The following is a 12461-nucleotide window of genomic DNA, read 5'->3' as shown; positions in this document are numbered from 1 at the left end:
CTATTAACCTATGTACTAGAAATTACTCCTTCTTAATTTTATTTTTTTATTCTTGGCTAAAGGTGATCCCACCTTGTAAAAGGAGCTATGATTTAGTGCAGAAAATACTTGTGCCATGTTCTGCAATAATCTATCTATTTTCAAGGATTCTGTTTGTGTTGTCCATTTTAGGTTTTGGGCATTGATTATGTTGAGTCTTTTATTTTCGGGACACCTTTCTAGCCAGGAAGAAACACCATATGTTTCTTACAATGTACCTTTTCAAAATCTCCTAAAATTCAATCGATTTCTAATCAACCCTACCTTTTCCACGGTCCGGGAAGATAAATCGTATATAAACTTTTTCCATAGAAGCCAGTCGGCCTATTTCGACGACAATTATCAAAATTATTTTCTGAGTTATAGCGGTAGGATCAATGATAGAACCGGGCTTGGGATCAGTGTTTATAATCAGCGGGAAGGGCTGGTCTCCAATATTGGTATCCTGACGAATTACGCTTATGGTATTCGTCTTTCCGAGAATAGCAATTTAACCTTTGGGTTAAATATTCCTTATTATCGAAGTAGTTTTGATGAAGCAAGGGCTATTACAAATGAAGAGGATCCTGTATTGGCAGGTTTCAACGAGAATTCTATAATTGCTTTTCAGCCCGGGCTCAATCTGTCTTTCGGTAGTTTTGATGTTGGTGTTTTTGCGGAGAACATATTCGATTTTAATCTTAAAACAGGTGAATCGCTGACAGAATTCAATGAAAAATCATTTTCAGCACATTTACAATATACCCGAAACTTTGAGTATGCCGATGGCATTTTGCAAGATGGCCGACTCATGCCATTAGCCAGGATACGCAAGGCAGGTGAGGAAGAACTTATTTTTGGAGGAGGGATCATTTTAGACCTTCCTCGTCTTGGTTGGATACAGGCTGGATATGATAGCTTTTACGGCGGATCTGCCGGTGCTGGATTTAATGTAAATAAGCGCTTATCCCTTGGATATAACTTCGAACGAGGATTCTCCCAGGATATTAACAATTTTGGGATTACGCATGAGGTATCCATAGCCTATAACTTTATACCAACCCTCACTGAGGATATGGTGCAACGAGAACCGGAAGAAGAAAAAGATACAGATTACCTCGATGTAAAAAGGAGGATTAAGAAGAATAAAAATCCACTTTTTCTGGAGATGGATAAACTTCGCAAATTGAATCGCGCTAATTATGCGGTGATCAATGAATTGATATATAAACTAGACTCCCTGGAAAATTCCATCAATTCTGAAATTGAACGAAGATTTGAATTGGCCGTACGCAGTAACAGACGAGAACTCAACGACGTAAAAATGGCTTTTGACAAGCAGCAGCAAGGCTTGTTGGCCAAAGGACCCACTCCTAACAAGGCGGGCGAGCAGCAACGCCTTAGTGATGCCATGAAACTGCAAATGCAGAAGAATCTCGATTCCTTAAATCAGCTAAGCCAGCTGTCCATAGCGCCGAACAAAAAAGAGGCGACTCATTCTCTGCTTGGCAATCTGATTGGTGTTCCTGACGGGCACTATGTAATTGCAAATGTTTTTGAAACGCAGGAATATCTGGATAAATTCCTTGCCGATCTCAAAAGCCAAGGTATTAAGGCCGGATATTTCAAAAATCCAATCAATGGGTTTAACTATGTGTACCTGGCGCATTATGAAGGTACTCAGGAAGACCTTGAAACAGTGAAAACCAATTTTAGAGAGAAATACGGTAATGAATTATGGATCATGAGTGTTGAGAAAACCAATAGCTCTAGAATGGCTACCTTAAACTTTGATGATTAATTCAGGGATACCCAGGTAGTGTTGATCAGCTTTTCAGCTGCTGTGATGGGCGCTTGCTCACTTAGGTCTGCGCCCTTATCATCTGCCATGCTAAAAAGACTTTAACCCCTTTATTAAAGGCTCTTGTTTTAAGCTGGTATCGCTAGACTTCATTAGTAGTCTCCTTTACATACAACTGTTTCACTTATTCTTCTGCTTCCAGATCATAGAAATTTCTGGCAAAGGAAGCAAAATTTCCTGCATCTCATTTTTAAGTTTGCAAAGTCTGTTGCTCTCGTTTGTTGATGATCTCAACGATCCAATAAATGAGTTGTCCAATTCCATTGGCAAAAACGAATAATAGAATCCAAATAAGAAGCATGTTGTTTTCCCTGAGGTTAGGATTATTAGCGGCATGAACAATATAAAAAACAAGGCTCCCCAGAGACACACAGATGGCCACTAGGATGAAGAGTACAAAAGCGCCAACATTTCCTAAAATTAAAGAGGCCGAATAATTTCCTGAATGATTGTCTAATGCATCTACATTATTTAAAATAAAGAACAGGAATACAAAATAGGCGATCAAACCAAGAAATAACATGGCTATAGGTGCTATAGCAAAGAATCCTTGCCAAAATTTACTTTGTAACATAGTAGTCTGTGTTTATGGTTGTCTCTAAAGTTAAGTGTTTTAAGTTAATTGTCCATAGTAAAAAGACCCGGATAGTTCCGGGTCTTTTCTATGGTTGGTTAATTGATAGTTTGCTTTAGTAAATACCTTAATTTAAACTTGGGTGGGCTAATTGGAAGACGAATAGGCCATATCTGGTCTCATTTGTCCTACAAACTCTTCGTAGCTTAATAAGTTGCTAAAGAGATCCCACATGGTCTTTTTTCCATCCTCTCCAAGTAAGGCATCATTAGCCATAGCCTTTTGAGCATAGTCTAGTGGGTCTTTGGCAGCAACGGCTACCATATAGAATTCACCACGCGTACCAAAACCGCTGCGATAAACGCGATAATATACCTTGGATCCTTTACTGGCGAACATATCTTTTACAGCTTTCATTTTTTCCTTAACCATCGCCCTGTTGCCAGGTGTTACGTATAAATAGTGAAATTTTCTATAATTCTCGCCTTCCGGGGTTTGATTGATACCTCCGGGTTGATATGAAAGATCATTATCTATTGTAATGATGTAATCATGTTCCACATCATAACATTTGTCCATTCTGTTGAACAGGGCATTCATATTCTCTTTCCCCATTTTTTCTGCTAAGGAAGTAAAAATAGAATTATCCAGATCAGCCATATTATCTATAGGTCCAACGTAGAGATATCTGTTATCTGCGGTATTTGTGACAATAAAGTTGGCTTCCTGAATATTATGTGTATTTAAATGGCCAAGTAATTCTTTACAGACGGCCTCGTATTCTGAGATCATCCCGGGTTTAACCACATCTTCGTGTACCCAGAACGATTGATTTTTGGCCATGTCTTGTGCCATACTTCCGAGGGGGATCAACAAGATCATTGCACAAAGGATTAAGGATTGTTTTAGTGTTTTCATAGTTGTTCAATTAAATTAGTAAATGTTTGTTATTTCCAGGTTTTTGTACCCTATTTCAGGTTGGGTGGATTTAAAGTGTATCCCAATTGCTGTAATAGGTATAGTTCATTGTAATAAGTATCCTCCCTTATTATTTTTCCTTCTTCATTAAATCGAAAAAGTGAAACTCCAGACACTTTAGCTTTCTTCCCGGTAGGCAAATATTCTGCAAATTCTCCGGTGTTAGTTCCTTCAAACGTCCAGGTAGTAACTACCTGCCGGTCTTTTTCGATCATAGTATCTATCTTGATCTTCATTGTAGGAAAGGCACGAATAAAGTTCTTTATGTATGCTTCAAATTCTTTTTGCCCGTTGGCCACAGTAATTCCGTTTAGGTTTCTGGTGAAATCTTTGGTCATCAATTCATGAATCGAAAGTAACTTATGCTTATTCCAACAAGAATCTACGTACATGTTAACCACTGCTTTCTGCCGTTCATTTTTATCTGTTCCTTCTTCTGAGACGGGTTGGCATCCAAAAAGTCCTGTTAGTAGCAATATTGATAAAAGGATAGCACTTTTCATTCGGCTTAATTTCCATTGCAGATCAAGGAGCTGAACACTTAATCTTATTGAAGTAAGGAATAAAAAAACAGATAATAAGTTATTTATGGACGAAGCCTGACTTATACTGTCCGAGAAGGGTAGTTTACTTAGCCAAAGTTTCGAAATCATTATTTTTCCATTTAAATGAGAAGATCTAAGAAATGAGAAATCGTTTTTTTAAAGTCGTTTTGATCACCTTTTTTGCTTTACTGCACGGGTTCTTTGGCGCGACCCAACTTATCGACTTTGATAAGGAAAATTCCTACAAAAGAGTATTTATAGATACCGATAATTTTGGTCCCTCGTACCTGGACACACTTCAAATTGCTTACACAAAAGCACCCACGGATTCTCTTAAATTTATGATCCTTAATGATCTGGCGTATTATTGGCATACACGCGACCTTAAAAAAGCGTATGAATTCACTAAAATTGGATTGCGAGAAACGACTGCCAAGGATTGTTTAAAATGGTTAGCGCGTTTTAGGATCACTCAGGGAGCTATTTTACTTCGAAATGAGCAGTTAGATAGTGCCCAGATCACTTTAGATTTAGCACAAAACCATATAAATAAGAAAGACCTGCCTTTTCTATATACCCAACTGGGATATGTCTATGAAAGAAGGGGCGATCTTACTAAGGCTGCGGAATATGCTTTAAGATCACTTCGTCTGGGGGAGCAGTTAAACGACTTGCACGCCAGAGCACTTGCACATAGCGATCTAAGTAATCTTTTCTGGAAACAAGGGAAATATGACAAAGGAATAGAACAAGGGTTGCTTTCCTTGACCTTATTTGAAACAATTGGGATGAACGATCTCGACTATGATTTTACATTGTATGTGATGGGAAATAATTATCTGGCAAACGGGGAATTAGAAAAAGCACGTACCCATTTTGAACATGCTATTGCCATAGGAGAACGATACGGATTTTATAACAATCTGAGTGATGTTTATATTTCACTGGCCGATCTTTATGGCAAACTAAACAAATACACTCATGCAGAAGAAGCCGCTCTCAAGGCTATTTCTTTTAGTGAGCAACTGAATAATAATTTTATGCTGATGAGAGCATGGTTATCCTTGGGAAAATTGCAAAACCTGCAGGGTAAATATCTATCGGCCGTAATTAGTCTTCAAAAAAGTATTGAAGTGGCCACAGCAGATTTTGGCGATGCTTTTTATTTAAGTGAAGCGTACCAAAATCTTGGGAGGGCCTTTGCCGGCAGCCATAGTTATAAGGAAGCTTATTTGGCCTTTGAAAGGTATGATGAACTAAAGAAAGAAGTTTTTACGGCAGAAGCGGCAGAACGAATGTCTCAGATCCAAACGGAATTTGATGTAGCAAAAAAAGAGAATACCATTCTTCTTCAAGATACCCAGATCAAAAAACAACAAGCCGTGCAGACATTGATAATGATTGTGTCTATTCTTCTTTTTCTCTTCTTATTATTATTGTTTAAAGCTGTTAGAAATAATAAGAGGAAGAACAAATTACTTCAGATAAAAAATGAGGAAAAAGAATTCCTACTTAAAGAGATACATCACAGGGTGAAGAATAATCTGGAGATCGTTACCAGTCTGTTGTCCCTGCAATCTGAACAGATACGCGACCCTAAGATCCGTGAGGCTATGGTGAAAAGCCAACAACGCGTTCAAAGTATGAGTATGATTCATCAGAAATTGTACCAAGGAAATAGTTTGTCGCAAATAGAAATGAAGGACTATTTTAATAATTTAGGGAATCATGTCATTCAGACCTATGGCATGGGAGAAAGAATAGCGATAGAGTGCGATATGGATGTCTTATACGTAGATATAGATCATGCTATCCCAATAGGACTTATTGTCAATGAACTCCTGTCTAATGCGCTTAAATACGCCTTCCCAAACAATTCTAATGGCAAGATCTGTATTCGTCTACAAAAACATGATTCTATTTTGCACCTTGAGGTTTCCGATAATGGGATAGGTAAAAGTGCCTCAAAAGAGTCGGTGGGGACTGGTTTTGGCACACAGCTTATTGCGCTGTTAACAGCACAGTTAGATGGTGTAATGAACCTGGCCGTTGATCAGGGTACGGTAGTAACATTTGATTTTCAACTTCCTAAAGCCGCTTAGAAATGGAATCGAAAACACGAGTTCTTATAGTAGAAGATGATATGATCATTGCAGCTAACATTTCTCTGCAATTATCAAAATTAGGATATGAGATCACAGGTATAGAATCTAGGGGTGAAGAGGCCCTTATCCATGCAAGGCTTAATACTCCGGATTTAGTATTGATGGACATCAATTTGAAGGGTAGTATAGACGGAATAGAAACCGCCTATTCCATGCAAACCACTATAGACATCCCCATTGTTTATATAACTGCAAACAATGATGAAGCTACTTTTGAAAAAGCGAAGAAAACTCATCCGTTCGCATTTATCGCAAAACCAATCAATATGAGAGCCCTGCACCGCACGCTGTCATTGGTGGAAGAGCAAATAAATAAAACAAATAAAAAAGCAGCGGAGAAGGAAGAGATTGTTGAGTTCCTCAACGACCGGATCTTTATAAGGCACCATGGTCAGATGGTAAAACTTTTATTGGACGATATATTGTTTTTAGAGGCAGATCGGAATTATTGTCAAATTGTTACCTCTAAACAGTATTATTTATTGACCGCCACACTTAAGGTAATGCAGGATAAATTACCTAACTCAGTCTTTGTCCGGGTACACAGATCGTATATCGTAAATATCACTCGCCTCGATGTTGTAGCCGAGAGCCATGTAGAGATCAATAGAAAGGTAATCCCCTTAAGTAAATCGTATAAAGAGGCACTGCTGAAGCATTTGCAAACCATATAAGGTTTACTTGAAAAAAAAAGAGCTTTAAGTTTTTTTGTTTCCTCTTTTTTTCATGATGTGTGACACTTGCCGGCTACCGGGATCTTTTTTGTTTTGAAGTTCATGGATGATCCTGGTATGATCTTCTTCTCTACCCTGAGATAACTTATAAGCAGCCTGAATCTGATTAATTTTGATTCGGAACCCAACAACGCCTTTAACTTGTCTAAGTGTGGCAGGGGACAAGTCTTTAATAGATAGGGGTGTTTTCTCATCTTTTTCATAATGATCTACCAGGCCGCCCAACCAGGTCAGCACTTCAGATTCTGTCATTACTGTAAGACTTCCATAAATATGCACAGCAATATAGTTCCATGTAGGTACCTCCTCTTCCTTATACCAGGATGAGGAAACATAAGAATGAGGTCCGTTAAAAATGCACAATACCTCCGAATTGGCTTCAAATGCTTTCCACTGTGGGTTAGCCCTTGCAATATGACCTATAAGAATATCATGCCCATCCTTATCCTTATCCAATTCAAGAGGAGTATGAGTCGCCCAGGGCTTGCCGTTAAGTTGATTGATCAGGATTGCAAAAGCATTAGATCTTATAAAGTCCTTTACTTCGGACAGGTCTTCATTCTTGTATTTTGATGGGATATACATACACTAGGCTAAACAATAAAAATATGGAAAATATGCCATTTTAAAGTGCACTATTCTACAGATGGGTCATGGAATAATACAATTGGGTATAACTAGTTTTAAATTGATAAGAAAAGAATAGAGATTTGCAGTGTGATAAGGGAGAAGCAATAATTAGCTTTCAATTTTAGTGCTTCTTAAGAAAAAAATCATCTTTTTGCTACCTTTAAGCGAAAGGTGATTATAGCTACCCTTTTAAGTACGAAATACATGAAAGAACTAAACAAGGTCATAAAGGTCTCCATTCTAATAACTGCAGGGATAGTGCTGTTGAACCTAATAATCAACTTTGGACAAACGGTTGTGGTTATGGAACTATTTGAGAGGATAGGAATAACATTCATATACAGTTTTGTGCTAACTGCTGTTAGTTCCTATTTCCATGTTTATGCCAGTAAGCGGTATAGTTGGGAAACACAGGCGCAGAAACGACTTTGGTTTGGGGCCATAGGATCGGTGATCTTTACGGTCCTTGCCTTTGGGATGGTAAGATGGTTCGTAGAAGTTATCATTTATGGAGCCACCTTTGAAAATTTTATTGCCAATGAACAAGTGTATTATTATGTAATAGCCCTTGTCATTACCCTCATAGTGTCACTTTTTATTCATGCCTTTTACTTTTACAAAGCATTACAGGATAGCAAAATAAAGGAACAAAAGATCATTGCCGGAACAGCATCTGCCAAGTTCGATGCCCTGAAAAATCAATTAGACCCGCATTTCCTCTTCAATAGTCTGAATGTGCTTACTAGTCTTATTGAAGAAGATCCTCAGCAGGCCCAGCGGTTTACCACAGCGCTTTCAAAAGTGTATCGCTATGTTCTGGAACAAAAGAATAAAGATCTTGTCCTGGTGAATGAGGAATTTGATTTTGCGAGGACCTATATTAAACTTTTGACAATGAGGTTTGAAGATAGTATTGTTTTCGATATACCGGAAACATGCAGTATTGCCGAAGCCAGGATCGTCCCTCTATCATTGCAGTTGCTTTTGGAGAATGCGGTAAAACACAATGTGATCACCTCAGAAAAACCTTTGAGAATAAGGGTGTTTGAAGAAGATGGATGCCTGGTAATAAGCAATAATCTACAGGAAAAACAGGTAGTGAAAAGAAGCAGTGGGGTGGGTCTCCGCAATATACAGCAACGATATACCATCTTATCGAATAGAAAAGTAAGTATTGATAAAACAGCATCGGAATTCAGTGTAAAACTACCTATGCTCACAAAACAAATTGAAAGTATGGAAACACAAAAAGCATTTATAGAAGACAAGCGCTATCAGAAGGCAAAAGAGCGGGTGGAGGCCATTAAAGGGTTCTTAGGGAATTTAACGGCCTATTGTATTGTGATCCCTTTTTTAGCATGGATCAATTACAGAACTACAGATTTCCCGTGGGTGATTTTCCCCGCATTAGGTTGGGGCTTTGGTGTAGTTACTCATGGGATGGAGGCCTATGGCTATAATCCTCTATGGGGAAAAAGCTGGGAGGAAAAAAAGATAAAGGAATTTATGGAGAAGGACGAATTTTAAAAAGAACTTTGATATGAACGTAAAAAGATCCTATTTATAACTGAAAAGACAATTCATCATCACAAATCAACAATTGGGTTCAGTTCTTTTAGAAAATGAGTAGATTATTAAGAATTTAGAGGCATCAATAAAAACCATTTAAAACACTAATCATGGAAGACTTTAGCAAAGAGAACAAGTACTTGCGAGCCAAAGATCGCGTAGAGCGATTAAAGAAATTTTACGGTAATCTAACCTCATATGTAATAGTTATTTCAGGACTGGCGGTCATAAATTACCTAACCAATGAATGGGTATACATGTGGTTCCTTTGGGCAGCTTTTGGTTGGGGGATAGGTATAGTATTTCACGCTATAGGTACTTTTAATCTCAATCCGTTTTTTGGACGCGACTGGGAGGAGCGAAAGATCAAAGAATTAATGCGAGATGAGGACGACATAAAACGCTGGGAATAATAAGAGTAAAATCAATAGATATGGAATATCAGGATATTGAAAACGATAAGTTAAAAAAGGCAAAAAAACGGGTGGAGGAGCTAAAGGGCTTTTATATTCATCTTACCATTTATATCATAATTAATTCTTTTATTATGGTGAATATCCTAGTTCGCGCTTTAGACGATGGGGATACGTTCTGGCAGTTCGGCACCTTTTTTACCCCATTTTTCTGGGGAATAGGGCTGGCTTTCCACGCAGCCAAGGTTTTTAATTTCAATCCCATTCTTGGAAAGAACTGGGAGGAAAGACAGATCCAGAAATACATTGACAAAGACAAACGCGATGCCGAAAAATATAAGTAATCATGGAAGAAGCAAGACTAGCCGCTTATAGAAAAGCAAAAAAACGAGTTAAAAAGATAAAACGGTTTTACCGTCATCTTACAGTTTATATTGTAGTAAATATAGTGCTGTTATATTTTGGTCTTAGGGGGATCGATTTTTTAGAAATTAATAGCCCTGAGGTAAATACGAAGGTTGTGTTTTGGCTTTTTTGGAATGTCCTCAGTGTTCCAATACTATGGGGTATAGGGCTATTGATCCACGGACTGTGCGTATTTAATCCTAAGATCAATTTTATTAAAGCCTGGGAAGAACGACAACTGCAGAAGATCCTGAAGGAAGAATACAGAAATGAGAATTCCTTGTAGTATAATATGGCTGCTATTGTACACAGCTAATACCTGAAGATTATTATGAATGTACTTATTATTGAAGATGAAAAACCTGCGGCCCGGCGATTAGCAAGGATGTTAGAGTCTCTGGGCGTCAAAGCTTCCATGATACTTCACTCCGTAGAAGAATCTATACAATGGTTTCAGAACCATCCCCATCCGGACCTTATTTTTTTAGATATCCAGCTATCGGACGGACTCTCTTTCGAGATCTTTGAAGTACTCGATATTAAAAGTGCCATCATCTTTACAACTGCTTTTGACGAATATGCCTTGCAGGCCTTTAAGTTGAATAGTATAGATTATTTGCTAAAACCAATTGATGAAGACGAACTTGAAAAGGCAGTCAATCAATTCAAATCTCAAAATACAACGGTTCCAAAATTGGCCATCGATTTTGAGGATATAAAAAAGCTACTGGTCAATCCGGTAGAAAGGGAATATAAAAAACGATTCACGGTTAGGGTAGGGCAGCACCTCAAGATCATTCATGCAGATGATGTTGAATGTTTTTACAGTGAAAATAAAGGCACTTATGCTGCAACCGTAGATGGAAGATCATATCTTTTGGACACCACTCTGGAACATTTGGAAACAGAACTAACTCCTAAAATATTCTTTAGAGTAAGCAGGAAATTCTTTGTTAATATCAACCACATCAAAGACATCATTTCCTATACCAATTCCAGACTTCAGATCAAGTTAAACAAGACCTCAGATCAGGAAATCATAGTAAGTAGAGAGCGTGTACGCGACTTTAAGTTATGGTTAGAATAAAACTAAATAAATATCTGAAAACAAGATGATTAATACTCGCTATAGATTTTTCTTATAGTGGCTTTTCGGGGGTATTTTTATCTTTTTTAGCCACTCTGTTCTCGTCGAAGGAAGAAGGAAGTAAAGCTGGTATCAATTTAATAAAAATAGGCAATAAAACAGCTCCTCCCGGCAACAAAAAAATGGCCAGGGAAGGAACACTTTTAAAGACATCCACTAACTGATCTTGTATCTTTTTCTTTTCATCAGCACTTAAGTCTTTAACCGCACCTTTGGAAATTAGATAGACCAGTTCTTTACTTTCTGATAATTCCTTTTGGAGTCGTTTACTATTTCTCAGGATGAGTTTGTTGACCACTTTAGACATACTGTCATAAAATTGTACAGCCATGTTTGTATCCTTTAAAAAAGAAATATTTTGGACGTTCTTCTTAAAAAAGATGGTGATATCTTCCAGTGATTTGGCGATCTGATCTTCGGGGAATCCCATATCTTTTCCAATTCCGTAAATAAATTCGGACTCTTTGTAATCCAAAGAATAGTCTTCCCATACGGTAAGACTGGCTACATCTAAAAAGTACTGATTTTCCCAGGGGGAATAATTGGTAAGCAGCACTTCGCGGTACGAACCGTCAAAATGTGACTCATCATCATCAATAAAGGAGAGGGAGGCAGCGAATAATTGGGAAAGTTTTTCGTCCGATTTGTTCTTTTCCTTAGCGTTTAGAGCGTGATATGTGATATTGATTGCAAGGTACTCCAGTTTTTGGGCGTGTTCTCTTATTTTATCACCCCCTCGTAAGTAATGACGTAAGGTAAGTACGTCAATAAATAGCAAGGAATTAGTAATGATGCTGTTAAAGGTTCGACTGATGACATTGTCTTCGAGATAAACCCTGGAATCGATCAATTTTTCGAGCTGTGCCGAAGTTTTACTTCCCGTTAATATCTTATTGAGAAAGGAGATCTGACTTACATTCAATTCTTTGTAAAACGTAAAAATAGTTTCTACAAAATCGTCAAAACTGGTTTCTCTACGCTCAAGGGAATAGGTAAAATACAGCGCAGAAACTAGATTTATCTTTGCCATTTCATCCTCTGAGGGCTTATGTTCTATGGTTATAAAGGAAGGGATCCTTACATTGATACCGTAAACAAAGCCATTATTTTTAAGGCTCTCATATAGGGTAGAAAAGTCAGAATACACCCCAGCCTTATTAATAACAACTTCACCAAATTTATTTATCCAGCCTGGACCCGAAGGATTCATGTCTCCAAAATTTATGACGAAAGTACGCCAAAATTAAACTTTTTTAAGTACCTGAAACTCCTTTACAACGCAGAAAATTATCCTTGTAGGAATATACTATTGTTCAAAATACCTGGTTGCTAAAAGTTCACTGAAAAGATAGAGGTGTCATTTCATAATGGGTAAAGACCAAATGCAAAACCAAATTTATAACAGCAGCTTCTAGTTAGACA

13 protein-coding genes are annotated in these 12461 nt (G+C 37.8%); 8 read left to right on the top strand and 5 right to left on the bottom strand.

Annotated elements, in window-relative coordinates:
* Positions 1 to 115 precede the first annotated feature (115 nt).
* Positions 116 to 1819, top strand: a complete 1704-nt coding sequence (locus Q0X72_RS12315; RefSeq protein ID WP_297765910.1) for a PorP/SprF family type IX secretion system membrane protein — start codon at positions 116 to 118, stop codon at positions 1817 to 1819.
* Between the two features lie 250 nt (positions 1820 to 2069).
* Here Q0X72_RS12315 and Q0X72_RS12310 read toward each other — a convergent pair whose 3' ends face one another.
* The 3 genes from Q0X72_RS12310 to Q0X72_RS12300 all read right to left on the bottom strand — a co-directional run bounded on the left by Q0X72_RS12310 (position 2070) and on the right by Q0X72_RS12300 (position 3934).
* Positions 2070 to 2453 (bottom strand): hypothetical protein, encoded by a 384-nt coding sequence (locus Q0X72_RS12310; RefSeq protein ID WP_297765907.1) that lies wholly within the window; start codon positions 2451 to 2453, stop codon positions 2070 to 2072.
* A gap of 147 nt (positions 2454 to 2600) precedes the next feature.
* The gene (locus Q0X72_RS12305) at positions 2601 to 3371 is read right to left on the bottom strand and encodes a hypothetical protein (protein ID WP_297765904.1); all 771 of its coding nucleotides are present in this window, start codon (positions 3369 to 3371) and stop codon (positions 2601 to 2603) included.
* 50 nt (positions 3372 to 3421) lie between these two features.
* Complete coding sequence (locus Q0X72_RS12300) at positions 3422 to 3934, bottom strand: ester cyclase (protein WP_297765901.1); 513 nt, start codon at positions 3932 to 3934, stop codon at positions 3422 to 3424.
* 182 nt (positions 3935 to 4116) lie between these two features.
* Here Q0X72_RS12300 and Q0X72_RS12295 point away from each other — a divergent pair, with 182 nt between their 5' ends.
* Together Q0X72_RS12295 and Q0X72_RS12290 are read left to right on the top strand one after the other, a co-directional pair.
* Positions 4117 to 6078, top strand: coding sequence for a histidine kinase dimerization/phosphoacceptor domain -containing protein (locus Q0X72_RS12295; RefSeq protein ID WP_297765898.1), 1962 nt, complete (start codon positions 4117 to 4119; stop codon positions 6076 to 6078).
* A gap of 2 nt (positions 6079 to 6080) precedes the next feature.
* A complete protein-coding gene (locus tag Q0X72_RS12290; protein ID WP_297765894.1) occupies positions 6081 to 6815 on the top strand; it encodes a response regulator in 735 nt (244 codons plus the stop codon).
* Positions 6816 to 6839: 24 nt separating this feature from the next.
* Here the strand turns inward: Q0X72_RS12290 and Q0X72_RS12285 are convergent, their stop codons facing one another.
* On the bottom strand, positions 6840 to 7460 hold the full coding sequence (locus tag Q0X72_RS12285; protein ID WP_297765891.1) for an FMN-binding negative transcriptional regulator: 621 nt from the start codon (positions 7458 to 7460) through the stop codon (positions 6840 to 6842).
* A 249-nt stretch (positions 7461 to 7709) separates the two neighbouring features.
* Between Q0X72_RS12285 and Q0X72_RS12280 the strand changes: the two genes are divergently transcribed.
* From Q0X72_RS12280 to Q0X72_RS12260, 5 genes are all read left to right on the top strand, one after another.
* Positions 7710 to 9032, top strand: a complete 1323-nt coding sequence (locus Q0X72_RS12280) for a 2TM domain-containing protein (protein ID WP_297765889.1) — start codon at positions 7710 to 7712, stop codon at positions 9030 to 9032.
* A gap of 152 nt (positions 9033 to 9184) precedes the next feature.
* Positions 9185 to 9487 carry a 2TM domain-containing protein gene (locus Q0X72_RS12275; protein ID WP_297765887.1) on the top strand — a complete coding sequence of 101 codons (303 nt, stop codon included), beginning with the start codon at positions 9185 to 9187 and terminating at the stop codon, positions 9485 to 9487.
* A gap of 20 nt (positions 9488 to 9507) precedes the next feature.
* Entirely contained in the window at positions 9508 to 9831 is a 324-nt protein-coding gene (locus Q0X72_RS12270; protein WP_297765884.1) for a 2TM domain-containing protein, read from the top strand.
* A gap of 2 nt (positions 9832 to 9833) precedes the next feature.
* Positions 9834 to 10178: a 2TM domain-containing protein gene (locus Q0X72_RS12265; RefSeq protein ID WP_297765882.1), complete on the top strand. Its 345-nt coding sequence runs from the start codon at positions 9834 to 9836 to the stop codon at positions 10176 to 10178.
* 45 nt (positions 10179 to 10223) lie between these two features.
* A complete protein-coding gene (locus Q0X72_RS12260; RefSeq protein ID WP_297765879.1) occupies positions 10224 to 10979 on the top strand; it encodes a LytTR family DNA-binding domain-containing protein in 756 nt (251 codons plus the stop codon).
* A 52-nt stretch (positions 10980 to 11031) separates the two neighbouring features.
* Here the strand turns inward: Q0X72_RS12260 and Q0X72_RS12255 are convergent, their stop codons facing one another.
* Positions 11032 to 12249, bottom strand: a complete 1218-nt coding sequence (locus Q0X72_RS12255) for an LETM1-related biofilm-associated protein (RefSeq protein ID WP_297765877.1) — start codon at positions 12247 to 12249, stop codon at positions 11032 to 11034.
* Positions 12250 to 12461: the final 212 nt, after the last annotated feature.

It is taken from the genome of uncultured Muriicola sp. (assembly GCF_947258935.1).
GTDB lineage: Bacteria > Bacteroidota > Bacteroidia > Flavobacteriales > Flavobacteriaceae > Muriicola.
The sequence above is the reverse complement of the archived record's forward strand: the minus strand, read 5'-3'. Positions and strand labels throughout refer to the sequence as shown.

What these genes read in the sequence shown, in the direction of transcription:
- Q0X72_RS12315 (WP_297765910.1), top strand. Translation starts at nt 116, where the DNA reads ATGTTCTGCAATAATCTATCTATTTTCAAGGATTCTGTTTGTGTTGTC.
- Q0X72_RS12310 (WP_297765907.1), bottom strand. Translation starts at nt 2,453, where the DNA reads ATGTTACAAAGTAAATTTTGGCAAGGATTCTTTGCTATAGCACCTATA.
- Q0X72_RS12305 (WP_297765904.1), bottom strand. Translation starts at nt 3,371, where the DNA reads ATGAAAACACTAAAACAATCCTTAATCCTTTGTGCAATGATCTTGTTG.
- Q0X72_RS12300 (WP_297765901.1), bottom strand. Translation starts at nt 3,934, where the DNA reads ATGAAAAGTGCTATCCTTTTATCAATATTGCTACTAACAGGACTTTTT.
- Q0X72_RS12295 (WP_297765898.1), top strand. Translation starts at nt 4,117, where the DNA reads ATGAGAAATCGTTTTTTTAAAGTCGTTTTGATCACCTTTTTTGCTTTA.
- Q0X72_RS12290 (WP_297765894.1), top strand. Translation starts at nt 6,081, where the DNA reads ATGGAATCGAAAACACGAGTTCTTATAGTAGAAGATGATATGATCATT.
- Q0X72_RS12285 (WP_297765891.1), bottom strand. Translation starts at nt 7,460, where the DNA reads ATGTATATCCCATCAAAATACAAGAATGAAGACCTGTCCGAAGTAAAG.
- Q0X72_RS12280 (WP_297765889.1), top strand. Translation starts at nt 7,710, where the DNA reads ATGAAAGAACTAAACAAGGTCATAAAGGTCTCCATTCTAATAACTGCA.
- Q0X72_RS12275 (WP_297765887.1), top strand. Translation starts at nt 9,185, where the DNA reads ATGGAAGACTTTAGCAAAGAGAACAAGTACTTGCGAGCCAAAGATCGC.
- Q0X72_RS12270 (WP_297765884.1), top strand. Translation starts at nt 9,508, where the DNA reads ATGGAATATCAGGATATTGAAAACGATAAGTTAAAAAAGGCAAAAAAA.
- Q0X72_RS12265 (WP_297765882.1), top strand. Translation starts at nt 9,834, where the DNA reads ATGGAAGAAGCAAGACTAGCCGCTTATAGAAAAGCAAAAAAACGAGTT.
- Q0X72_RS12260 (WP_297765879.1), top strand. Translation starts at nt 10,224, where the DNA reads ATGAATGTACTTATTATTGAAGATGAAAAACCTGCGGCCCGGCGATTA.
- Q0X72_RS12255 (WP_297765877.1), bottom strand. Translation starts at nt 12,249, where the DNA reads ATGAATCCTTCGGGTCCAGGCTGGATAAATAAATTTGGTGAAGTTGTT.